Source organism: Leptospira ellinghausenii (assembly GCF_003114815.1).
Classification (GTDB): domain Bacteria; phylum Spirochaetota; class Leptospiria; order Leptospirales; family Leptospiraceae; genus Leptospira_A; species Leptospira_A ellinghausenii.
Window position 1 is genome coordinate 1 of record NZ_BFAZ01000006.1, and the last position, 23,083, is coordinate 23,083.

The 23,083-nt window shown below is 40.6% G+C and carries 20 protein-coding genes; 14 read left to right on the top strand and 6 right to left on the bottom strand.

Going from position 1 to position 23,083, the window contains the following annotated elements:
• The 12 genes from infB to DI076_RS05375 all read left to right on the top strand — a co-directional run.
• The coding region (infB, locus tag DI076_RS05320; protein ID WP_108958955.1) for a translation initiation factor IF-2 at nt 1-2,010 on the top strand (2,010 nt) is incomplete at its 5' end.
• A 10-nt stretch (nt 2,011-2,020) separates the two neighbouring features.
• Nucleotides 2,021-2,494 (top strand): 30S ribosome-binding factor RbfA, encoded by a 474-nt coding sequence (gene rbfA, locus DI076_RS05325; protein WP_108958956.1) that lies wholly within the window; start codon nt 2,021-2,023, stop codon nt 2,492-2,494.
• A gap of 31 nt (nt 2,495-2,525) precedes the next feature.
• On the top strand, nt 2,526-3,455 hold the full coding sequence (truB, locus tag DI076_RS05330; protein WP_108958957.1) for a tRNA pseudouridine(55) synthase TruB: 930 nt from the start codon (nt 2,526-2,528) through the stop codon (nt 3,453-3,455).
• Nucleotides 3,456-3,481: 26 nt separating this feature from the next.
• Nucleotides 3,482-3,748: a 30S ribosomal protein S15 gene (gene rpsO, locus DI076_RS05335; RefSeq protein ID WP_012388514.1), complete on the top strand. Its 267-nt coding sequence runs from the start codon at nt 3,482-3,484 to the stop codon at nt 3,746-3,748.
• Between the two features lie 5 nt (nt 3,749-3,753).
• Nucleotides 3,754-5,844, top strand: coding sequence for a polyribonucleotide nucleotidyltransferase (pnp, locus tag DI076_RS05340; protein ID WP_108958958.1), 2,091 nt, complete (start codon nt 3,754-3,756; stop codon nt 5,842-5,844).
• Between the two features lie 40 nt (nt 5,845-5,884).
• Nucleotides 5,885-7,171 carry a M16 family metallopeptidase gene (locus tag DI076_RS05345; protein WP_108958959.1) on the top strand — a complete coding sequence of 429 codons (1,287 nt, stop codon included), beginning with the start codon at nt 5,885-5,887 and terminating at the stop codon, nt 7,169-7,171.
• An 18-nt stretch (nt 7,172-7,189) separates the two neighbouring features.
• A complete protein-coding gene (gene dut / locus DI076_RS05350; protein ID WP_108958960.1) occupies nt 7,190-7,633 on the top strand; it encodes a dUTP diphosphatase in 444 nt (147 codons plus the stop codon).
• Nucleotides 7,634-7,704: 71 nt separating this feature from the next.
• Nucleotides 7,705-8,502 (top strand): flagellar basal-body rod protein FlgG, encoded by a 798-nt coding sequence (gene flgG, locus DI076_RS05355; RefSeq protein ID WP_012388518.1) that lies wholly within the window; start codon nt 7,705-7,707, stop codon nt 8,500-8,502.
• The gene (gene flgA, locus DI076_RS05360; RefSeq protein WP_108958961.1) at nt 8,502-9,443 is read left to right on the top strand and encodes a flagellar basal body P-ring formation chaperone FlgA; all 942 of its coding nucleotides are present in this window, start codon (nt 8,502-8,504) and stop codon (nt 9,441-9,443) included. The genes flgG and flgA overlap by 1 nt, the downstream gene beginning before the upstream one ends.
• A gap of 135 nt (nt 9,444-9,578) precedes the next feature.
• Complete coding sequence (locus DI076_RS05365; protein WP_439957277.1) at nt 9,579-10,244, top strand: flagellar basal body L-ring protein FlgH; 666 nt, start codon at nt 9,579-9,581, stop codon at nt 10,242-10,244.
• Between the two features lie 6 nt (nt 10,245-10,250).
• Nucleotides 10,251-11,432 (top strand): flagellar basal body P-ring protein FlgI, encoded by a 1,182-nt coding sequence (locus tag DI076_RS05370; RefSeq protein ID WP_108958963.1) that lies wholly within the window; start codon nt 10,251-10,253, stop codon nt 11,430-11,432.
• Between the two features lie 37 nt (nt 11,433-11,469).
• Entirely contained in the window at nt 11,470-11,955 is a 486-nt protein-coding gene (locus DI076_RS05375) for a rod-binding protein (RefSeq protein WP_108958964.1), read from the top strand.
• Here DI076_RS05375 and DI076_RS05380 read toward each other — a convergent pair.
• The 5 genes from DI076_RS05380 to DI076_RS05400 are packed head-to-tail and all read right to left on the bottom strand — an operon-like array spanning nt 11,952 to nt 17,399.
• A complete protein-coding gene (locus DI076_RS05380) occupies nt 11,952-14,333 on the bottom strand; it encodes a YhjD/YihY/BrkB family envelope integrity protein (protein ID WP_108958965.1) in 2,382 nt (793 codons plus the stop codon). The genes DI076_RS05375 and DI076_RS05380 overlap by 4 nt on opposite strands.
• Before the next feature lie 8 nt (nt 14,334-14,341).
• Complete coding sequence (locus DI076_RS05385) at nt 14,342-15,223, bottom strand: class I SAM-dependent methyltransferase (RefSeq protein WP_108958966.1); 882 nt, start codon at nt 15,221-15,223, stop codon at nt 14,342-14,344.
• A complete protein-coding gene (locus DI076_RS05390) occupies nt 15,223-15,831 on the bottom strand; it encodes a class I SAM-dependent methyltransferase (RefSeq protein WP_108958967.1) in 609 nt (202 codons plus the stop codon). The genes DI076_RS05385 and DI076_RS05390 overlap by 1 nt, the downstream gene beginning before the upstream one ends.
• Nucleotides 15,828-17,030, bottom strand: a complete 1,203-nt coding sequence (locus DI076_RS05395) for an ATP-grasp domain-containing protein (protein WP_108958968.1) — start codon at nt 17,028-17,030, stop codon at nt 15,828-15,830. The genes DI076_RS05390 and DI076_RS05395 overlap by 4 nt, the downstream gene beginning before the upstream one ends.
• Nucleotides 17,031-17,399 (bottom strand): RNA recognition motif domain-containing protein, encoded by a 369-nt coding sequence (locus tag DI076_RS05400; RefSeq protein ID WP_108958969.1) that lies wholly within the window; start codon nt 17,397-17,399, stop codon nt 17,031-17,033.
• 112 nt (nt 17,400-17,511) lie between these two features.
• Between DI076_RS05400 and DI076_RS05405 the strand changes: the two genes are divergently transcribed.
• On the top strand, nt 17,512-18,372 hold the full coding sequence (locus tag DI076_RS05405) for a flagellar hook-basal body protein (RefSeq protein ID WP_108958970.1): 861 nt from the start codon (nt 17,512-17,514) through the stop codon (nt 18,370-18,372).
• 154 nt (nt 18,373-18,526) lie between these two features.
• Here the strand turns inward: DI076_RS05405 and DI076_RS05410 are convergent, their stop codons facing one another.
• Nucleotides 18,527-19,279, bottom strand: coding sequence for an SDR family NAD(P)-dependent oxidoreductase (locus DI076_RS05410; RefSeq protein WP_108959256.1), 753 nt, complete (start codon nt 19,277-19,279; stop codon nt 18,527-18,529).
• Nucleotides 19,280-19,705: 426 nt separating this feature from the next.
• On the opposite strand from DI076_RS05410, the gene DI076_RS05415 reads away from it, so the two are divergent.
• The gene (locus DI076_RS05415; RefSeq protein ID WP_108958971.1) at nt 19,706-23,083 is read left to right on the top strand and encodes a PAS domain S-box protein; all 3,378 of its coding nucleotides are present in this window, start codon (nt 19,706-19,708) and stop codon (nt 23,081-23,083) included.

Consider the following 23,083-nt stretch of genomic DNA (forward strand, 5'->3'; position numbering starts at 1 on the left):
GGTGGTGGTTACCAAGGAAACCGTGGCGCAAGACCGATTGGCCAAAGTGGACCAGGCAGTGGTGGTAGACCTCCAGGTGATGCTCCTTTTGGTGCTCCTCCAGGAGGACTTCCGGGTGCAGGTGGACCAGGCGGAGCCAAAAAGAAAGTTTTTGATAAAGAAAAAGGCGGAAGGGAAGAAAATGAAAACACTAAGTTTTTCAAACAATCCTTTCGCAAACAAAAGGCCCAAGCAGCAGCTCTTGCCGCTGTACCAAAAGAAATCTCAATTTTAGAAAACATCCAAGTGGGTGAGATTGCGAAAAAACTAAACCTGAAACCAGGGGAAGTGATCAGTAAACTCATGAAAATGGGGATGATGGTTACGATCAATAATGTGATCGATGCCGAAACTGCGTCCATTCTTGCTGACGATTACGGCTGTAAGGTGAAGATCGTTTCTCTTTACGACGAAACCGTCATTGAAGAAGAAAAAGACGATCCGGCAGATTACATCACTCGTCCACCTGTTGTCACCATCATGGGTCACGTTGACCATGGTAAAACAAAACTCCTCGATACGATTCGGTCTTCCCGAGTGGCAGAAGGGGAATCTGGTGGGATCACACAGCACATTGGTGCCTACCAAGTAGAAACGGAACGTGGAAAAATTGCCTTCCTCGATACACCGGGTCACGAAGCTTTTACTTCGATGAGAGCACGTGGTGCCTCCGTAACCGACATTGTTGTCTTAGTGGTTGCAGCCGACGACGGGGTCATGCCTCAAACCATTGAAGCGATCAACCATGCCAAAGAAGCAGAAGTTCCAATCATTGTTGCGGTCAACAAAATTGACCTACCAGCAGCAAACCCCGAAAAGGTGAGACAAGAACTTTCGAATTATGGATTACAACCAGAAGAATGGGGTGGAACAACTATCTTCTGTGATATATCAGCAAAAAGTAATATTGGAATTGATAAACTCCTTGAGATGCTCATCATCCAAGCAGAACTCCTCGATCACAAAGCCAATCCGAAACGAAAAGCAAAAGGAACCATTGTGGAAGCAAAACTCGATCCAGGTCGTGGTGCTGTGGCAACGGTTCTCATCCAAAACGGAACACTCCGTGTGGGTGATGCCTTTGTTGCAGGAGTGCATGCAGGACGTGTTCGTGCGATGTATGACGACCTCGGTCGTTCCATCAAAGAAGCGGGTCCATCCTTTCCAGCTCTCGTAACCGGTCTTGATGGAGTTCCTGATGCAGGGGCTCCATTTGATGTGGTAATCGATGACAAAGAAGCACGAACCATCTCTCATAGCCGTCAAGATTATGAAAGACTCGGCCAATCGAAAAATGCGGCCACTCGTGTGACACTTGACAATATGAGTGAGATCATCAAACAAGGTGCCCTCAAAGAACTCAAAGTCATCATCAAAGCAGACGTTCGTGGATCGACAGAAGCGGTAAAAGAAGCTCTCGAAAAACTTTCGACTGCAGATGTTCGCCTCAATGTAATCCATGCAGGAACAGGTGCGATTGTGGATTCCGACATCATCCTAGCTTCGGCATCAAATGCGATCGTGATTGGTTTCCATACACGTGCGAATCCAAAAACGGTTTCCCTTGCTGAGAAAGAAAAGGTCGAAATCAAATACTATAGCATCATCTACGATGTGGTCAATGAAGTGAAAGCGTCCATGGAAGGAATGCTCGAACCTGAAAAAGTGGAAAACATCATTGGTAAGGTCGAAATCCGCGATGTATTCAAAATCTCCAAAGTGGGGAACATTGCAGGTTGTATGGTGAAATCCGGTAAGGTGACCAAACAAGCATACGTTCGTGTGATTTCCAGCGAAACAGGTGAGATCACTTGGGAAGGGAAAATCAAAAACCTCAAACGTATGAAAGACGATGTGGCTGATGTTCTCACTGGATTTGAGTGTGGTATCTTACTCGATGGATTCAATGACTTCTCTGTGGGTGACGAAATCGAAGCATACGAGATTCGCGAGATTGCTCGTAAACTGTAAGGCGGCCTAAATGAATCCCATTCGAATGAAAAAACTCGAATCGGAGATCATTCGCCTCATCTCTTCTGCGATTCTCGAAGGAAAGGTAAAAGACCCAAGGGTCTTTTTACCAAGTTTCCATCGCATTGAAATCAGCGAAGACTTACGGTATGCGAAGGTCTACTTCACCGCCCTTTGTAATAACAACGAACGAAAAAAACTCACACAAGGACTTGTTTCTTGTGCGGGATTTTTATCCTCGCTTGTCGGAAAAAACCTCCACTTACATACGAACCCAAAGTTTAGTTTTGTCTGGGATAATAATTACATCAAAAGTTTAGAAGTGAACCGCCTCATCGATGAGTCGGCTCCGAAAACACTTTTTGAAGAACTCCATCCCGATGAAACAGATGATGAGGAAGTAGGCACTGATGAAGAGCCGGACGATTCAGAAACGGAAACCACTGATTCGAATTCGGATTTTCCCCCAAAAGAAATCCAATAACTAGCACCTAGAGTTTGTTTGGTGAACGCTGATGGCAAAACCCTATGTATCAGGATTTTTATTTGTTTATAAACCACCAGGAATTACGAGTTCCGATTTGGTTTTAAAAACCAAACGTTTGTTAAGTCAAAAATCGGTGGGGCATACGGGAACTCTTGACCGATTTGCCGAAGGTTTACTCATTTTACCTTGCGGGGATTATACTGCTTTCTCCCAAGTATTCTTAGGAAAAGACAAAACCTATTTGGCAGAAGTGATTGTGGGTTTGCGTACCGACTCAGGTGACCCGGATGGAATGGTAGAAGTTGACGAACGTGAATCCTCTCGTAAAACATTTGAATCGCTTTTTTCCATCCACAGATTGGAAGAAGAACTACAAAACCTGACAAAACTCACAACCCAAAAAGCACCCAAAATTTCGGCTCTGAAAGTCGGGGGCAAACGCCAATCTGACCTTTTTCGAGAAGGAACGGTGGTGGAAGAAAAGGAACGGAACATCACCATCCATTCCGTTAAAGACATCCATAAAACGGAGTTCGGGTTTTCGTTTCGAGTCCATGTCAGCTCAGGTACCTACATTCGAAAACTAGTCCTCGACCTTTCCGACAAATGGGGGATCCCACTTTCTCTCGGCAGGCTTGTCAGGGAATCGATTGGAGAGTACGGTGTAACTGGTGCCAAAACTCTGGATACGATCACAGCGGGTGACCTAAAAGATTGGAAAGAGGTATTCCCTTTGCCCTTACGGATTGTGGACGAAACCGAAAAAAAAGCGGTGATCCACGGGGGGTATATTTGGGATAAATTGCCGAAAGCAGACGCTCTAGGGTTTTACATCGTAGACTCGGACCAGTCGACCATCCTTGCTTGGTGTTCTTACGAAGAGAAACCGAACCACATTCCTTACCGCTACCGAAAAGTATTTTTTGACCCTTCTGCAAAAATTATGTTTTCTAAATGAGTCGTTCTTAAAACCTGGACACTAGTATGATCACAAAAGAACAAAAACAGCAGATCATTGCTACATTCGGTAGCAAACCAAACGACACAGGTTCTGCAGAAGTACAAATCGCTCTTCTCGACTCTCGTATTAAAGACCTTACGGAACACTTCAAAGCAAATAAGAAGGACTTCCACTCTCGCCGTGGCCTCATCGCTATGGTAAACCAGAGAAAGAGTTTGTTGGAATACCTAAAACGTTCCAACTTAGAAAGTTATAAAAAGCTGATTGAAAAACTCGGCCTTAGGAAATAATTCCTATGGCTACAGAGTTCACTGGTGTTTGGGGTAGAGATTCCATTACCCTAGAGACCGGCAAGTGGGCGAAACAAGCTCACGGGTCGGTTGTATACAAAACCGGAAATTTGGTCCTGCTTGCCACTGTTTGTGCAGCGGACGAACCAAAAGAAGGACAAGATTTTTTCCCTCTCACATGCGAATACACGGAAAAAGCTTACTCAGTAGGTCGTTTCCCTGGTGGTTACTTCAAACGCGAAGCAAAACCTGCCGAACACGAAGTATTACTCTCTCGTATCATCGACAGACCTATCCGTCCGATGTTCCCAGAAGGTTACTTCTCGGAAGTCCAACTTCTTGTACAAGTATTATCCGCAGACAAACAAGTATCAGTCCAAGGCCATGCGATTAACGCAGCTTCGGCGGCACTCTCTGTTTCTTCCATTCCCTTTGCAGGCCCGATTGCGGGTGCTCGTATCGGAAGGATTGCTGGTGAGTTTATTTTAAACCCAACCAACGAAGAAATCACAAAATCCGATTTGGATTTGGTGGTAGCAGGAACAAAAGATGCCATCGTCATGATCGAAGGGGAAGCAAGTGAAATCTCCAAAGAAGACATGATGGCAGCCCTTCGTTTTGCACAAGAACAGCTGAAAGTGGCTGTGATGATGCAAGAAGAATTGGCTAAGAAAAATGGTACGGTTAAAAAAGAAGTCGTTTTAAAAACTCCTGACAAAGAACTCCATGCAAAAATTCGTGAGTTCGCATTCGAACGTTTAACAGCTGCAAATAAAAACGCAGACAAAGCAAAACGTAACGATGACATCAAAGCCATTAACAAAGAAACGGTTGAACATTTTAAAACCTTACTTGCTCCAGAAGACAAATCCAAAGAAATCAAACATTTCCTTCATGAATTAGAATACGAAGTTGTTCGTGAACTCGTGTTAGGTGAAGGGATTCGTTTTGACGGTCGTAAAACAAATGAAATCCGACAAATCTCCTGTGAGATTGATGTCCTTCCTGGTCCCCATGGTTCAGCTGTTTTCACAAGAGGGCAAACACAGTCCCTTGGGGTCATGACTCTTGGAACGACTTCGGACAACCAACGATACGAAACACTCGAAGGTTCCAAAGAAAAGAACTTTATGTTACACTATAACTTCCCTGCGTTTTCTGTGGGAGAAGTGCGACGTAACTCTGGCCCTGGAAGGCGAGAAATTGGTCATGGGAATCTAGCAGAACGTGCCATTAAAAAAGTCCTTCCATCGCAAACCGAGTTTCCGTATGTGATACGACTTGTGTCAGAAATTTTAGAATCCAATGGATCTTCCTCCATGGCATCCGTTTGTTCGGGAACACTCGCACTTATGGCGGGTGGGGTTCCGATTTCTGGCCCTGTATCTGGAATTGCAATGGGACTTTTCAGTGATGAAAAAGGTCGTTTTGCGGTTCTATCTGACATTGCTGGGATCGAAGACCACTTTGGTGATATGGACTTCAAACTTGCGGGAACAAAAAAAGGCATCACTGCTTTCCAAATGGACCTAAAAGTGAATGGTCTTGGTCTCGAAGTGTTACAAAAGGCCATCGAACAAGCAGAAGTGGGTCGTGACCATATCCTTGGTGAGATGAACAAAGCGATATCTTCTGTAAAAGGAAACTTAAGCGAGAACGCTCCTCGTATCACCCAAAAACAAATTCCAAAAGATCGAATCGGAGAACTCATTGGCCCTGGTGGGAAAATGATCCGAGCTATCATCGAACAATCTGGTTCGGAAATTTCAGTGGATGATTCTGGAAAGGTAACCATTGCCTCTCCAAGTGAAGAGTCCAAAGAAAAAGCCATTGCCATGATCGATGGAATCTTTGAAGAGATTGAAGTGGGTAAAATTTACGAAGGGGTCATCAAACGAATCGCTGACTTTGGTGCTTTTGTTGAAATTTTACCAGGAAAAGAAGGGCTTTGCCACATCTCTAAACTAGATGTGAAACGAGTTCAATCTGTTCGTGATATTGTTTCCGAAGGGGAAAAAATCAAAGTGAAAGTAATTTCCGTTGATAAAATGGGAAAAATTGATCTTTCGAGAAAGGATGTCCTTTTAGACAACTAAACAACAGTCCCCAAACTTCTGTTTGGGGGGAGTGAACCAAATGGCACCCGTCATTGAATGCAAACGAACTGTATTGCCAAATGGTCTTACAGTTCTTTTCCAACCTATGAAACACGCATCCTCTATGGGGGTGGGTGTTTTTTTAAAACAAGGCAGTCTTGCCGAAACCAATTCCGAACATGGTTACTTTCACTTTTTAGAGCATATGCTCTTCAAAGATACTGAAACTCGCACAAGTAAAGAAATTGCTGAATCCATTGAACGAGTGGGTGGGATTTTGAATGGATCCACAGGACGCGAATACACACAATACTATGTAGTTGCCATCAAAAACCAAGCAGAGCTTGCGTTTGAAATTTTATCTGATATGCTCTTTCGCCCTCTCTTTCGAAAGGAAGACATCCAAACCGAGAAAGGTGTCATCATGGAAGAGATGCGTTCGTATGAAGATGCACCTGATGATTTTGTTTATGACTATTACTTTCGCAATATCTTTGGGAAGTCACCTTACGGGCGTGATATCATTGGAACTAAAAAATCCGTCACTGGAGTCACAGAAAAGTCCATTCGGACTTTTTTCGAAAAACATTATTTCCCAAAGAATATGGTGATTTCTGTTTCGGGAAATTTTACTTGGGAGAAAGTCCTTGATCTCACAAATAAATATTTTTCTTTTGAAAATCCCAAAGGAAAAATCCCAACAGAACTCATCATTCCAGCACCTAAAAAAAATTATTCGAAACATTTGGAACGCCGTAAAATTGAGCAGTTCCATATCATGCTTGGTGTGAATGGAAAAAAAAGAGACTACCGAACTGTTACTGTTTCAGGTCTTATTTCCACCATCCTCGGTGGCGGTATGGCATCTCGGCTTTTCCAAAACATCCGTGAAAAAGAAGGGCTTTGTTATAGCATTTACAGTTTTCCCTCTTATTACAAAACTACAGGACTTTTTTCGATCTCCTCTGCTACTTCGAAAGAAAAAGCCGCACGATGTGTGGAACTGATTCTAAAAGAATTGGAAACGATCACAAAACATGGTTTTACCAAGTCGGAACTTGCGGATGCCAAATCCAATCAAATGGGTTCGATAGCGATTGGGTATGAACTCCCTGAAAACCGAATGAATAATATTGGATTACAAGAAATATATTACGGAACCTATTTTTCGTTAGAAGACCGAATGAAGGCAATTAAATCAGTCACCTTAGATGAAATCAATCTTGCCGCCAAAGAAATGTTTGGTTTGGACAAAGTCCATTTGTCTTGTGTGGGAGATATGACAGAAACCCAATTTGCCAAAATCCCTGTGCAGTTTGGTGGTTAGATTCATAAAAGGAACTCGATGCAAAATCCTCTGATCCAAATCCAAATCCTACGAGAAGGGGCAGTTGTCCCTGAATACAAAACTTCTGGTTCTGCGGGCATGGACCTTTCTGCCTGTATCAAAGAAAACCTTCTCCTTCCCAAAGGAGAAGTTGTATTTGTTCCGACTGGACTTGCCATGGCGATCCCTGAGGGGTATGAAGGCCAAATCCGTCCTCGGAGTGGGTTTTCCACAAAACAAAGAATTTTGATGCCCAATAGCCCAGGCACCATTGACTCCGATTACCGGGGAGAGATCCTCATCCCACTTCTGAATCTGAGTGGATCCGATTTCCTTTTAGAGCCCGGGACACGTGTTGCCCAAATGGTGATCCAAGCTGTCGTGAAATTTCCGATCCAAGTGGTCACGGAACTCGGTTCTACAGAACGTGGGACGGGTGGGTTTGGGAGTACAGGAAAATAAGACATAATCATAAAAAAAGACACTTAGCTTTTTTAAAAGGATTCCGATAGAAGCTGTAGAGGTGCCTTTTTATGATGCGATCCCTTTGGACCGGTGCTACCGGGATGATTGCCCAACAATTTCATATTGATACCGTTGCCAATAACTTAGCCAACGTGAACACCACAGGTTTCAAAAAGAACCGCGTGGACTTCGAAGACTTAGTTTACCAACACCAAGTACTTGCGGGAACTCCAGCTACCTCTGTTTCCGAAATCCCAACTGGTGTGAATGTGGGTCATGGTGTGAAAGTCGCCGCCACACAGAAGTTATTCGAAATTGGTTCTTTCCAAGCTACTGGAAATAAATTAGATCTAGCTCTTACAGGGGAGATGGCATTTTTTAAAATCCAAATGCCAGATGGAACCTTTTCTTATTCCAGAGACGGATCCTTTAAAATTGATTCTAACCAACAAGTGGTGACATCAAACGGGTATTTACTCGAACCACCCATCATCCTTCCCGAAAATGCGATCTTAAATACGCTCATGGTTTCTGAAGAAGGGGAAGTCACTGTGAAAATCGGGAATGACATTCGCCCCACTACCATCGGGCAATTGGAACTTTACCGTTTTGTAAACCCTGCAGGGCTCCAAGCAGTGGGAAAAAACTTATTCCGAGAAACCGTTGCCTCGGGGCAAGAAATTCCAGGAATGCCTTCCCAAGAAGGGTATGGAAGTGTGTTACAAGGTTTCTTAGAAATGAGTAACGTTAAAATCGTTGAAGAGATGGTGAATATGATTGTGGCACAAAGGGCATACGAATCCAATTCCAAAACCATCCAAACCTCGGATAACATGCTTTCTACGGCGATTGGTTTAAAACGTTAATGAAAATTTGGATCTCCATCCTTCTTAGTTTGGTGTTATGTTTGCCGTTATTTGCAAACAAAGATGACAACCGACTCTATCTCAAACCAAAAACCATTGTGGGTATGGGTGAGGTACGATTGTCTGAATTTACCAACTGGAAAGGGAATTGGAATCCAATTGTGTTTCGTAATGTAAAAACACCGATCCTCCTCAGTCCTGAATCTCTCTCGGATATGATCACAACTCTTTATACCAAGGAATTTGGAGAAGGGATATCGTTCCAAGTGATGGGCAAAGAAGGGATTCTCCTTCCGAAAACTTCCAATGTATCCAAAACAGAATTAGAAGAGTCTCTCTGGAAAGCTCTCTCAGTTGCGAGCCAAAATGGTTTAGGTGAAATGGGAGAAAACTTTAGGATCCAATCTGAAAAGGAATCCTTTCCCATCATTTCAGGAACCTCTCCCGTATGGCGTAGTCTTGGCCGTTCCCTCCATGCTGGAAAACGTTTGTTTCCTTTGGATTTTTACTTCGAAGGAAAACTGGTTCATTCGGAATCCGTTCCCTTCCTCATTGAAGAAAAGAAAAAAGCATACTTCACGACTAAAGAAATTCCTGCGAAAACGGTTTTAACAGAAAACGATGTAGAACTTCGCAGTTTTTTTTCTGCAGATTCATTCCGAGAATTCACTGAGGAAAACCCGGTGGGTAAAACGGCTCTCAATGGATTTTTGCCAGACACTGCCATTGAAAAAAAACAAGTGCGCACACTCCATACCATCGAACGTGGCCAAGAAGTGGAACTTGTTTACACGATTGGAAATCTATTATTAAAAATCAAAACAAGAGCTCTTGCTTCAGGCAATAAGGGTGAAGAAATTCCACTCCTCAATTTGGCTTCCCAAAAGACCATTCGAGCACGTGTACAAAACGAAGGTGTATGCCTTTTGGAAGAGAGATAAGAGATGTTTGATTTAAAATCCAATTCCATATCTGCAAAATGGAAAACAGTCGTGAAACTCAGTCCTTCCTTTTTTGTTTTTCGATCTCTTTGGAAACATCCTTTGACACAGTGTTTTGTTATCTTTTTTTGTTTTATGATCACATTCTACTGTGAGTATCCAGTTTCGTTGTCTTCCCTAACATTGTCTCCTACCTTACATGCGGAATCTTTATGGAAGGACAAAGACCCGTATTCGTATCCCAAAACCATCCAACCAGGAACCGTTGTGAAAGTGGTTTTAAAAAACGGACTTCGAGTGGAATATGAATCGGAATACAAAGCCACATTTGATAATGATATCAAAACCGTACCTGATAAAAAATTAGTCCCAGACTTACCCAATTACACAGCTAACTCGACCTATATGCGTTCAAAAGTGGGAAAATCGAAATCCCAAGGAAAGGTAGTGGGTGTTATGGCTGTCCTTGTGACTGGGATTGATCCAGGTACTGGCAATTTAGAATTAGAAGGCAGTCGTGTGTTTAATCTTTCGGAAGAGAGAATTAACCTTCGTTTATCAGGTACGATTTCACCAGAAGACCTAGATAAAAATCGTTTCATTGCGAGTGACCTCATCGCCAATTTGCGTGTGGAATACCAAGGTACTCTCAATCCCAAAGAACTAGGTGATCCCAATATCCAAATGAAGCGGATTACAAATCCAGACGGATCTGTGACAGAAAAAGCAGAACTTTCAGACAAAGAAAAACAAGAAATCATCTTAAAAAACATCAAACGACTCTTAGGTGAAAGTGAGTAATCCATTATGAATCGAAACTACAAAATGAATCAAACTTTCACAGATATGGAATTTGTCACTTGTACAAACTTGAAGTCTACGAATCCTCAACTGATTCGAACAAGGGGAGTTTCGATATTTCTTTTCTTATTTTCTTTCTTTTGTCTCAACAGTTCCCTTTTTGCCGTGGAAACAAGACTAAAGGATTTGGTTCGGATTGATGCGGTTCGGGAAAACCAACTGACAGGATTTGGTCTTGTGGTAGGACTGAATGGAACAGGGGATACCAAAAACCCTTTAACAGAAGAAGCACTCCAAAACTACCTCGCAGGTCTTGGGGTGAATACCAAAAAGAATTTGCGAGATGCGAAAAACACTGCATCCGTACTCATCACTGCCAATGTCCCTGTGAATTTAAAAGAAGGGGATAAAATTGATGTTGTTGTATCCTCTCTTGGTGATGCCCGTTCTCTAGAAGGTGGAGTATTACTCCAATCTCCACTGAAAGCTGGTAATGGAGAAACAATTGCAGTTGCTTCTGGTGTACTTGTGTTTGGTGGTAAAGAAAAGAAGAGAGGCGCTGATAAAAAATCTGGTTCGAACACGGCGCTTGTTCCTTTTGGAGCCATTATGGAGAAGTCCATCCCGAATGCTCCCATCACCAAATCAGTGAAACTCACATTACTAGAGAAGGATTATACCACTATGGGTGCCATTGTGGACACCATCACCTCTGAATTGTCTGTAGTTCCTGAAGTGGTGTCACCAACAGAAATATTGGTTCCACTTCCCATGGCAAAAGACACGACTGGTCCGAATGGGGAATTGGTGACAGGTGCACCAAAATTAGATCTAACCTTTTTATCCAAATTAGAAAACCTAACCATCAACTCATCTCCCGTGGCGAGGGTAGTCATCAATGAACGAACAGGAACCATCGTAATGGGAGCAAACATTGCCATTGATGAAGTGGCCATTTCGCAACAAGGACTAACTATCCAAATCGCAAACAGAGACAAAGCACGGTATTTTTTCCCCATCCAAGATGATGGAAAGGGTGAGTCTGTATTTGTTCTGAAGGAAACGACCCAGGTTTCGGATGTGGTAGGTGCCTTAAATAAAGTGGGAGCTTCCACAAAGGATATCATCTCCATTTTGGAAGCCTTAAAAAAACAAGGGGCATTAAAAGCAGAACTTGTGATCCAGTAATTGGAAATTTTGCCGATACTTTTAGTAGACATAATATATGGACATTCATAAAATCCAAGATTACTCGGGAAGACTTAGCCGATCCAAAGACGAAACCATCCTAAATCGGATGAAGTCGTTATCTGACCCCCAAGGGAAAGAAACAAACCGAAAAACTAGTTCGGAATTCCAAAATTTACTCGAGACCCATGAAGAACTCATGGGAAAGGTGAGTTCCTCGTCTTTAAAAGTACCTCAAAACATACGTGAGGAGATCACTGCCGATCCTTATCGTAAAAAATTATATGATGCCTCTGTGGAATTTGAATCTGTATTTGTGAAGATGATGTTAAAGGAAATGAAAAACACCATTCATAAAGAAAAACTCATCGATGGTGGGTATGCAGAGGAAATTTTCGAAGATATGCTTTATGATGAGTATGCCAAGAATATCTCACAAAACGAATCGATGGGTTTGGCAGAAGAGATCTACAAACAAATGTCTGCGTCTCTTCCACCAGTGAAATCAAAACCGTATCTTTAAATCCAATTCGAAAAAGAAGTTTTTCGAAGTTCTTCCTTCCACTTATCTTCCAATTGGGTGAGACTGTCGTTTAGTTTTGGCGACAAACTTGCCCTTTCTTTGGGTGCACCAAGTTTAAAACTAGAAGTGTCTTCATACACTGAAACCAAATTGATTTGTTCCTTTAATTTCGTGGGTGTAATGCGTTTATCTTCCGTGATTTGGATTAAATTAGCTTCCGTTAATTTGTCTAATATTTGGTTTAATTCCTTTTCAGGTAAAACTAGTGACTTACGTAACTGTGCAAGTTTGAGGAGTTCACCTTGGTTCTGTTGGTGAGAATAGGTAAGTGTTAACACTTGTAGAATTTTATAAAATTCAAAGGAAAGTGTGCCATCAATATCGTCAAACGGATGTTTGGGAAGTAAGTATCGATCAGGGAATTGTAGGGTTGCTGTCACTTCTGCTCCATACAGGATGATGAGAGAAATGGAATAAATTGCAAGTAAGGTGATAGGGATTGCTGCCAATGCTTTATAGACTAACATTGTTTTTTCGGTAAAAGAAGTTAGGTAAATATTGATAAACCCCCAAAAAAACAATATGAGAATCACACCTGTAACGGCAGCACCAATCGATGAGGCTCTGAGTGGAACCTTTGTATTCGGAATGATATTAAAAATCAGTAAGAAGAATAACCATAATGCTAACAGTGGTAACAAAAATTGAAAAATGGAATAAAGGGAAAAAAAACGTTTCCCACCTTGGTATTTTTTCCAAATTGTTTGGCCATTCCCATCTTCTTCAACACGAATGATTTTATTAAATTCTCCAACTCCAACGATGCCTAACATTCCTTCATTCGGACTTTCTGCTTCATTTTGGTTTTCGATTTCTATGGGCTCTTCAGAAGTTAATGTATTGGAAACAATGGATGAAACTGCTTCCTTCGATCCAGTATTTTCTAAATTGGAATTTGATTTTTTCTTAGAGAGTAATAACATGTCTAAGATCATTCCTGCTTTTCCTTTATAAGCAACTGACCAATTTTCACCTTCATCTTCTGATAGGAGAATTTCTCCGAGTGAAGTTAAAACAAAGATATCATAGTCTTGTTTTTTCGGAGAAACAAAGACCCAAACACGTTCATAAGAATATTTTCTGTGGCTAAGGTCTGTCCAATTATAGCCACCATCAGTTGTTTTGAAAATCGCACCACTGTCTCCGACTAAAAAACCCACACTTCGATTGAGAAAGGAGATATCGTTTAGAGGTTTGCTAGAGATTTCTTGTGGGAAAAAAGTTGTTCCTCCATCACTGGTTTTCCATAACCTTCCTTCTCTATCTAAAATAAATCCGTCCTTTTCTGAGAAAAATCGAACTCGGATGGGAGTGATCGCTTCATCATGGAATCGTTTGATTTCCTTAAATGGTTTTCCTAAGTCATATCGTAACGTTCTTGTATCTTTGGTTAAAATGTAGAGAGTGTCGAAATCAATGGCACCAAAATCGGAAACTAAAATTCCTTTTAATGCATGCACTTTCCAGGATTTACCCAAATCATTTGAGTATAAAAATGTACCTTCTTCTGAAATGGTAAATAAGTCATTTCCTACGCTTCTGATTCTAAAAAAGTTTTCTTTTCTGATATTGGGCTTTTTGCATGTTCCTGTTTCGACGGTTTCCATATCAATGCAGAGCATATTTTCAAAGTCAATGCTTGCTTCTGGAATGAAGGAAATGGATTTATTTAACTCACGTATGACACCAATATTCCCTTTTTCTCCCGCTACCCAAATTTCTCCATGTTTTGTTGCAACAATTGACTTTAAATGAGGTGACCGAACAGAATCTGAAATTGTGTCTGTAATGTTTTTGCCAACAACGAATAACAAAGGGCCAAACGAAATTAGGAAAAAGTAAAATACAAATTTATTGATAAAATTTCTATGAAAGTCAATTTTCCAAATGATATGGAATGCTTTCTCTAACGAACGTAATACGGCTGTAGCAGAAAAGATAAATACCACAAATCCAACAGCTCCAATTTGCGTTGCTGTGGAGATAATATCTGTAAGTGTCTCTAAATAGGGAGTGATATCGAATTGGATATTGTTTTGGAGCAAGTATGAATTGATTTTATCAACAAGTTCTCCTTGGTTTGTGTGCACCCCTGAAGCGACTGTAATGAGTGCAAGGGCTACTGTTAAAGTTGGAATGAGTGTGACAATTGTCGTATAAGCTAAACTTGAGCCAATGATGAGACAATCATCTTTCATAAAACGATGCACCGATACAAGTAACACTCGTATACCTAGAATGATTTTTTGTTTGATACTAGGTGTTTCCGGAATGGTTGTCAGCCGAACAAGGAGTGGGGTTTTGATTGTGTCGCTCATAAACTGTCCTATTTTTTAAATGCATACAAAACATAACTAGAGGTGAGAGGGAATCCATTCCGTTTCATTTTGGATAAAAAATGATAATAGGAAATGCGAAACCATTTCAGGTAATCTTTCCTAGTTTGGAAGGAACCCCTTACTTTTTTTAGTTTTGCCATCAATGGAAAATCCACACCGAAGTAAGATACGAAACTTCCAAATCCAAGGCGAGTCAATATCTTTTTTAATAGCGTATCAGAGTAATAAAACACGTGCCCTGGCATATAATAATGGTATCCAGATCCTTCTGTTTTTGCCTGCCAACCTTCAAAATTAGCCGTTTGTAGAAGCAGTAACCCACCAGGTTTTAAAATTCTTGTTAGTTCTTGGAAAAATAAGAGCGGATTTTCAATGTGTTCGATCACTTCGACCATCGTGATCACATCAAAACTTTGATTTGGAAAATTTGCCTCATAAAGATTGCCATTGAATGTTGGGATATTATTTTCATTCGCATAACTAGCTGCATATGCGGAAATTTCCACTCCTTGGATGGAGTAACCTTCTTCCCTTGCAACTTCCAAAAATCCACCAAAGGAAGAACCTATGTCTAAAAAATGGCCAGTTGGGCGGAAACGTTTTATGTTTTGGATCCTTGCCTTCCATACAAATCGAAAAAATGGTTTTTGTTCTCGTTCATCGATATATGTGTAATCGGCTTTCCCTTGGTAATACTCTTTTGTGTACAATTCTTTTTGATTAGGTCTCGGTGACAGCGCTTGTAGTTTACAAGTTTGGCATTCTAGAATGGACAAACCTTTGTAATTGCCTTTTGTTTGGTAGAGTGGTTTCCAATTGCACTCACCTTGGAGAGGGCATTCTTTTCGTAGAGAATCCGTCTCATCCATTATTTTTTAGCAAGGAAAAACCAGTGGCAAATTCGTTCCGTGAGTTTTCCGAGGGGTGTTCTCTCTGTATAACCAATTGCAACTTCGGAAAAGATTGATAAAAATTCTTTTAAGTCGTGTAGTGAATAGGTTTCGGCATACCCACCACTAAGATCAGTTAGGTTAATTGTTCCTTGGCTTAAGCCTAAATGTGTATCTCCTTCAGCTCGTATGGAACCTAGCAAATACCCGTTTGGAGCTAATGAACGGTAAAGAGAAGAGAGAAGTTCCTTTGCCTCACTTCGGTTGTTATAATGAAATACCCCCCAACTGACAATCACTGCAAATTCCTCTGGTTCAAATGGTAATGGAAGGTTTGGAGTGTGGAGGAATTGAATGGAAGGTTCCGAATTTGTGAGTGAGTCAATGGTGGTTTTGGCATTATCACAAGCTTTTACTTCGTAACCAAAACTTTGTAAAAGGAATGTATGCCTACCTGACCCACAACCAAAGTCCAATGCTTTCCGATTTGGTGGATCAATTTTGGAGAGTAGGCGTACAAGATTCTCATCAGGGAAATTTAGTTTCGATTTTGGTCTTTCGTAGTGTTTGTCCCAGACGTTTTTCATGATTCCATTCGATCAAGGATTGACCGATACCAGTCTTTTGGGGAAATATTTTGTTTGGTAGAAATTCCAAAGGCAAACGTTCGTCTGTGGTTTCCTTCTCTCGAATCCAAACTTGTTCCTGTTGGAATTAACTGTTTTTGAAAGAACAATGTTTCCATCGAATTAGGTACAAACACTTTCGGTTCCGTCATTTTCTTTTGTTTGGAGGAAGGAAGCATAAAAAAGATACCAGAATGAGTGCTTCCTTTTTCAGGGGTTTTTAAAAATTCGGGTCTTGTTTTTTCCCCGATGGTGACAGAAAGTAAGTCCTTAAAATAATCATAACCGTAATGAGCAGGTAATAGTTGGTCTGCTAAAAACTCACCGCCAACTTCGGGTGTTGCTTCAATGAGAATACATTCTTTATTTTTTGTGATTTTAAATTCAGCAACGAAGGGTCCTGTTTTTAATTTACTAGCAGTCACAATACTCTGGCAGATCATTTTTAATTCTCCTGCCATAGAGATATGTTCTGAAGGGGTTATGTGTGCCACTTCCATAAACTGAGGGATCCCCGTTGTGACTTTGTCGGTAAGTGATACTAAATAAAAACGTTTATTAATCACAAACCCAAGGACAGTCACTTCATCACCTGGTGCGTATGGTTCGATTAAATACGTCTCACTTGATTTGGTTTTTAAGAATTTTTTATAATCAGCTTCCGATTCTATGACAGTAATTCCTTTTTTGCCTGATCCTTCCTTGGGTTTGGCAATCATTGGGAATTGTAGATCTAATTTTTTATCTTTGGATTTGGGTGAAACTGTTGTAGGAATCAGTGTTGGAACTGGGATTCCATATTTGGAAACCGATTGTTTAAACTTCTCTTTGTCAAGGAAAAGGTTTGTACTTTCTCTGGGATTTCCACGTAGTTTTAATTTTTCAGCGAGATACGAAACAGTATACACTGCTTTACCATAAGACCTCGAACCCACTCCCATTAATTTATAGGGAAGGGGGACCTTACTCATCGCGTGTAAAATTTTACGGTATTCGTGAGTAGATTCTAATATTTTAATATCACACTCAACAAGACCAGGTGCCATTGGATTTGAATCCACAGCAATGACCTTAAGACCTCTTTGTTTCGCTGCACGAATGAGAGGGATTTGGTTCTCCCCGGCACCAATGGAGAGATAACTTCCATGTAATTGTTTCATCTACGACCCGCGAGAACCACCACGGCGTTGGACACCTGTATTACCACCACCTGATGTTTGGTTTCTACCAAAGGTTGGTTTTGCAACGGCAGGACTTCCTTTTTTCTTTTGGGCTTCATTTTGTGCTTTGGTCAATTCTTCTTGGTTGACCACGACGATTTTTTTCCCTTCCAATTCCTTTCCATTGAGGTTTGCGATGGCTTTTTCCGCATCTGCATCGGCCATTTCGGCGGTTCCATACCCAAGAGAGACCTTCGTGAGTTTGTCACGTTTGATCTGTAGGTGTGTCACCTTTCCATGGGCGGAAAGAAGTTTCTCGAGGGCATCGTCCGATAGTGATTGGGGGAGGTTTCCGATAGATAACTTCATGTCCTTCTTTTTTCTGAAAAATTCTCCAAAACTTCAACTCTTTTTTGACTATGTCGCATTTTCTCTTGGGGAAATTGGGGTTTTGGTCGATTGGAAACATAGGTAGGGATTTATGTTACGAGGATTGTATACAGGTGCAAATGGGATGATTTCCCAACAAGTGCGTATGGATGTGATTGCCAATAATTTGGCCAATGTGGATAAAACTGCATTCAAAAAAGATACCACTGTCTTCAAAACCTTTCCTGAAATGTTATTACATCGTTATTCTGAAGATGGGATTGGAAAAACTCCAATGGGATCCTTTGATACCTCCCCAGTTGTCGGTAAACTTGGGTTTGGTGCGGAAGTGAACGAAGTGTACACTCGCTTTGAACAAGGAGCTGTGAAAAAAACTGACAATATTTTTGATCTTATGGTCCAAGACCAACCTGGAATGGAAAAACCTGCCTTTTTTTCTGTCCTCACTAATAGGGGCGAACGCCTCACTCGGAGTGGAAGTTTTGTACTCGATAAAAATGGTTTTGTTGTGACCCCACAAGGATTTCCTCTCCTCGGAGAAAAAGGTCCCATCCAAGTAAACCAAGGGAACTTCCTTGTGAAAGAAAATGGCGAAATTTATATCAATGCGAAACTCGGAACGGCACCAAAAGACGGAACGAATTTTAGTGAAAACCGTTTCGAAGAACCAGTGTTACTTGATAAATTGAAAATCCGCACGGTGGAAAACCCGCGCCACCTCGACAAAGAAGGAGATTCTTTTTATTCCGACACTCCTGAATCGGGAGAACCCACAGCCTTTCCAGAACTTCTTGCCCCACAAGTGCTACAAGGGTATTTGGAAGCGTCGAACGTATCGGTAGTGACAGAAATGGTGGATATGATTGAAGTGAACCGTGCTTACGAAGCCAATTCTAAAACCATGCAAACCCAAGACAGTTTACTCGGCCGTTTATTTGAAGTGATGCGGTAGGGTGAATCCCCGAAAAAATGATCCAATTGATACTTTTGATTCTACTAGAATGTAAAATTGGTTTATTTCGGGGACCGGGCTCCTTCGGGGTGCGCTAAACGCTCCCGTCTGACATACGTCAGACCAAGCCCTTCAGATCCCTTTCTCAAAAAACCTAACTCCGAGTCCCACCATCAATTTTATACACTGATCCTGTGATAAAACTGGATTCATCGGATGCTAAAAAAACAATGAGGTTTGCCACTTCATTCGGTTTGCCAAGTCGTCCCATGGGAATGTTTTTTTCCATCGCCGATTTCCCCCGTTCTCCTGCGACGTCAAGGATGGCAGTTTCCGTCCAACCAGGGCAAACCGCATTGATCCGAATTCCAGCCTTTGCAACTTCTAAAGCTCCAGTTGTCGAGAGTTCAATCACGCCTGCTTTTGCCACACAATACGGCCCAAGGGAAGGTGAGGCTCCAAGTCCTGCAATGGATGCCACATTGATGATGGAACCCCCTTTTTTATCAGCTAACATCAATTTTGTTGCATACTTTTGGCACCAAAAGACACTTGTTAGGTCAAGTAAAATCAATTGGTTCCAAACTTCCGTTGAAACTTTATGCATGAAGGTTGGTTTATTGGCGATACCAGCATTATTTACCATGATATCAATCCGTTTGTTTTGGTTCGGAAGATAATTGGTTAACTGGATGATGTCTTCTTCACGACTGACATCACAATAAACAAATGAAGCCGTTCCACCAAAGTTCTGGATTTCGTTTACTAAACGATTCCCTTCTTCTTCTTTGATATCTGAAACTATCACATTGGCACCTTTTCTCGCAAGTAGGAGAGAGGTTTCTTTTCCGATTCCAAGGGCTGCGCCTGTTACGATTGCATTTTTTCCAACTAAACTTTTATCCATAAACGTAATTTGGGAAAGAATCGGGAGAATGGCAATCCATTTTATTTCTATGTTAGTTGACATGTGAACCGAACGGTATACTTAATCTAGATACCATTGGAATTTGTATGGTGGTTTTTGATTGGATGGGATCATTTTTTTCAAGTTTTCCTTATGTAGAAAGGTAAAATAGGATGATTAGCTAAAGACAGATTCGGTTTCCTGGTAATGGTCTATTGGCGAAGAGTTTTCTTTTAGTTGGAAATGATTTTGTTTCTATAGTGAATCTCATTACTTTTTATCCATTTCCTTTCCAATCTTTAGGAATAGTACGGATCGAAAGAAACTGAAAATGAGATGATCCTAAATACTTCCTTTCCCTCTCCATCAAGAGTCAAAGAATGGGGAAGGAACATTCGTTTTTTATAAACCACTGTTATTTTACGTATGGATTTGTTTCAGGAATTTTTCATCATCTCACCCACCAATGTGTACTTTGTCGAAGGAACTTATAATCCTTGGTTTGTACTATTATCCATTTTCATTTCCATCCTTGCTTCTTGGATATCTTTATACTTATTACATCGATTCTCAGAAGTTGCGAATCAATTCTCTCGATTTGCGATATTGTTTACAGCTAGTTTATCTCTAGGTGGTGCAGTTTGGTCCATGCATTTCATTGGAATGATCTCCTTTGAACTTTGTACTACAGTAACATACAATAAGGTAATCACAACATTATCCATTCTTCCTAGTTTCATTGCTTCTTTTTTTGCTCTGCAAACCCTCAGTAAAAAACAAATAACGAAATTTGAATTGGTTTCCGTTGGAATTCTAGTTGGAGTTGGCATCGGATTTATGCATTACATGGGAATGTCTGCTATGCAGATGAAACCAAAATTGATGTACGATCCAATTCTATTTTTGGTTTCACTTATTGTTGCCATTGCCCTTTCAATTCTATCCATTTTCATCCAATTCCGATTAAAAAACTCAAACCTAAATATTAGAAGTGTTTATTTAACGTTAGTTAGCGGAATAGTGATGGGTTCTGCTATTTCTGGGATGCATTACACAGGAATGGCAGCAGCTCGTTTTGTTGTGCCAATCGGAACCAGTGTAGACAATTCCACAAATGACCAAGTATTTTTAGCCTTTTTAGTAGGTTTTGGGAGTTTATTTGTGATTGGATCTGCAGTTGTAACAATTGCATTTATCAGTTATAAGGATTTATTCCAAAATTTAGTCAAAAGTGAATCTAGGCTTAGGGCAATCATTGAAACAGCAGCGGATGCCATTGTTATGATCGATACACGTGGCATTGTTCAGGAATTTAATGTAACAGCGGAACGAATGTTTGGTTGGTCTTCGAAGGAAATCATTGGGAAAAATGTAAAAATTTTGATGCCAAGTCCCTTTCGCGAAGAACACGATGGATACTTATCCAATTATCTGAACACAGGTGAAGCAAAAATCATTGGTATCGGTCGCGAAACAATCGCAGTTCGTAAAGATGGAACTACCTTTCCAATTCGTCTAGCTATCGGGCACACCAAACTACCACAAGACGATATTTTCGTTGGACTCATCAGTGATATCTCAGAGAGGATCATGATTGAGAATGCACTAAAAGACAATGAAGAACAATTAAAATCTTTCATCCAAAACATTCCTGGTGTTGTATACCGGTGTTTAGTAGATGAATACTGGTCTTCTGTTTTTTTAAGTGATGCAATTTTTACTTTATCTGGTTATCCTGCGAGTGATTTTTTAGAACCAAATCGTATTCGAAATTTTTCGGACATCATCCATCCGGATGACAGAGAACATGTATCCAATACGATACAAAATGCAATCGATACTTTCGATACGTTTGTATTAAATTACCGAATCTTACATAAGAGTGGGGACATTCGTTGGGTTTTGGAATATGGTGGCCTTGTTTACGACGAAAACAAAGAAGTAAAGTTTTTGGATGGAGTCATACTCGATAACACTGATAGGCGAATGATTGAAGAGGCTCTTATTGAATCAAAAGAGAAAGCAGAGATGGCTTCCATTACCAAAACCACCTTTTTGGCAAATATGAGTCATGAAATAAGAACTCCTATGAATGCCATTATTGGTTTTACGGAAGTATTACTTGCTGACCCTCTACCAAATCCACAAAAAAAACATTTAGAAACGATACGAAATGCAGCAAAATCATTATTACGTTTGTTAAACGATATATTGAATTCAGCTAAACTTGATCGAGGTTCCGTAGAGTTAGAAGTTTTTGACTTCTCTTTGCTCTCTCTTATAGACCAAGTATCCTCAACATTTGCAATGGAGGCAAAGAAAAAGGGAATAACTTTTACAACATTTTACTCGGATTTATTGGAAGATTATTATAAAGGGGATAACCTTCGCATCAGGCAAATTTTAACTAATTTGATAGGCAATGCAATTAAGTTTACAAAAGAAGGGAAAATTCATCTCTCTGTCACACCAAAAGAGAATCAGGTGTTGTTTCATATCCATGACACAGGCATTGGTATAGCTGAAGACAGACTCGAAAAAATTTTTGAACCATTCACACAAGCTGATGTTTCCATGAGTCGCAGATTTGGTGGGACAGGCCTTGGCACAACCATATCAAAACAGTTGGTGGAACTCATGGGTGGGAAAATTTGGGTAGAAAGTAAAATTGGAGAGGGGAGTGATTTTTATTTTAGTTTACCTTTAAAAAAAGGCAATTTAGAATCTCTCATCCAAAACAAAGAACTTCATTCCCTTCCCAATTTAAAAGTTCTCATTGCCGATGACGTCAAACAAAATGTGGAACTCATCCAAATCTTAATGGAAACAAACGGACATAAGGTGCAAATCACTCATAATGGTTTGGAAGCATTAAAAACATTCCAGGTAGATTCTTTTGATTTGGTTCTGATGGACATCCAAATGCCTGAGATGGATGGATTAGAAGCTACTAAACATATGCGTGAGTTTGAGTCCACCAATTTGCGAAAGCGAACACCAATCATTGCACTTTCTGCAAGTGTATTTGAAGAGGACAAAGAACAAGCGAGACTCGCTGGAATGGATGGATTTGTATCCAAACCCATTGATGTTGAGGAACTATACGAAGAAATCGCCAAATGGATTTTGAAACGTGCAAGTGACAAGGAAGAACAAGTTACGTATGGAACCACAGAGAAACATATTCGTTTGCAAGACGAAAGTTCATTAGAGCAACCTTTTCTAGAAAAATTTGATTGGGATCGGGGGATTAAAATTTATGGTTCCAAAACAAAGTACATTTCCGTGTTATTCGATTATTTACGTGACCAAGTCAAAAACATTCCAGATATCCAAAATCAAATTACAACACAGAGCCAAATAACGGAAGTGATCCATAAGTGGAAAGGGGTCACTTCGAATTTGGGTTTAAAGTCAGTATTTCAAATTCTAAAAGAATGGGAAAAAGAATCTCATAACGGATCAGAGTTTCACTCATTGTTGAATTTAGTCCAAACGGAATTCCAAAACCTTCTTGGTATTTTATCCCAAGGGAATTGGGAAACAGTGCCACCATCCGATCCAAATGAGAAAAAAACTTTGGAACCCTTGGATGCCAAAAAAGCAATCCAACTCATTCAGAACCTAATCCTCTCGTTTGAAAAGGGAAATCTCAATCCAACTGATTGGTTGGAACTCGAGAAAATACTTTCGTTGCCTCCTTTTCTACCAGAGATTCATACAATCACAAAATCCATTGAACATTTTGATTTTGATACAACCATCCAAAGTTTGAAAAAACTGGAAAAACAATTAGGAGATTGA

What these genes read in the sequence shown, in the direction of transcription:
- DI076_RS05365 (WP_439957277.1), top strand. Translation starts at nt 9,579, where the DNA reads ATGATCACATTCTACTGTGAGTATCCAGTTTCGTTGTCTTCCCTAACA.
- DI076_RS05405 (WP_108958970.1), top strand. Translation starts at nt 17,512, where the DNA reads ATGTTACGAGGATTGTATACAGGTGCAAATGGGATGATTTCCCAACAA.
- DI076_RS05410 (WP_108959256.1), bottom strand. Translation starts at nt 19,279, where the DNA reads ATGGATAAAAGTTTAGTTGGAAAAAATGCAATCGTAACAGGCGCAGCC.
- DI076_RS05345 (WP_108958959.1), top strand. Translation starts at nt 5,885, where the DNA reads ATGGCACCCGTCATTGAATGCAAACGAACTGTATTGCCAAATGGTCTT.
- truB (WP_108958957.1), top strand. Translation starts at nt 2,526, where the DNA reads ATGGCAAAACCCTATGTATCAGGATTTTTATTTGTTTATAAACCACCA.
- DI076_RS05390 (WP_108958967.1), bottom strand. Translation starts at nt 15,831, where the DNA reads ATGAAAAACGTCTGGGACAAACACTACGAAAGACCAAAATCGAAACTA.
- DI076_RS05385 (WP_108958966.1), bottom strand. Translation starts at nt 15,223, where the DNA reads ATGGATGAGACGGATTCTCTACGAAAAGAATGCCCTCTCCAAGGTGAG.
- DI076_RS05400 (WP_108958969.1), bottom strand. Translation starts at nt 17,399, where the DNA reads ATGAAGTTATCTATCGGAAACCTCCCCCAATCACTATCGGACGATGCC.
- DI076_RS05375 (WP_108958964.1), top strand. Translation starts at nt 11,470, where the DNA reads ATGGACATTCATAAAATCCAAGATTACTCGGGAAGACTTAGCCGATCC.
- pnp (WP_108958958.1), top strand. Translation starts at nt 3,754, where the DNA reads ATGGCTACAGAGTTCACTGGTGTTTGGGGTAGAGATTCCATTACCCTA.
- rpsO (WP_012388514.1), top strand. Translation starts at nt 3,482, where the DNA reads ATGATCACAAAAGAACAAAAACAGCAGATCATTGCTACATTCGGTAGC.
- rbfA (WP_108958956.1), top strand. Translation starts at nt 2,021, where the DNA reads ATGAATCCCATTCGAATGAAAAAACTCGAATCGGAGATCATTCGCCTC.
- DI076_RS05380 (WP_108958965.1), bottom strand. Translation starts at nt 14,333, where the DNA reads ATGAGCGACACAATCAAAACCCCACTCCTTGTTCGGCTGACAACCATT.
- flgG (WP_012388518.1), top strand. Translation starts at nt 7,705, where the DNA reads ATGATGCGATCCCTTTGGACCGGTGCTACCGGGATGATTGCCCAACAA.
- flgA (WP_108958961.1), top strand. Translation starts at nt 8,502, where the DNA reads ATGAAAATTTGGATCTCCATCCTTCTTAGTTTGGTGTTATGTTTGCCG.
- DI076_RS05395 (WP_108958968.1), bottom strand. Translation starts at nt 17,030, where the DNA reads ATGAAACAATTACATGGAAGTTATCTCTCCATTGGTGCCGGGGAGAAC.
- dut (WP_108958960.1), top strand. Translation starts at nt 7,190, where the DNA reads ATGCAAAATCCTCTGATCCAAATCCAAATCCTACGAGAAGGGGCAGTT.
- DI076_RS05370 (WP_108958963.1), top strand. Translation starts at nt 10,251, where the DNA reads ATGAATCGAAACTACAAAATGAATCAAACTTTCACAGATATGGAATTT.
- DI076_RS05415 (WP_108958971.1), top strand. Translation starts at nt 19,706, where the DNA reads ATGGATTTGTTTCAGGAATTTTTCATCATCTCACCCACCAATGTGTAC.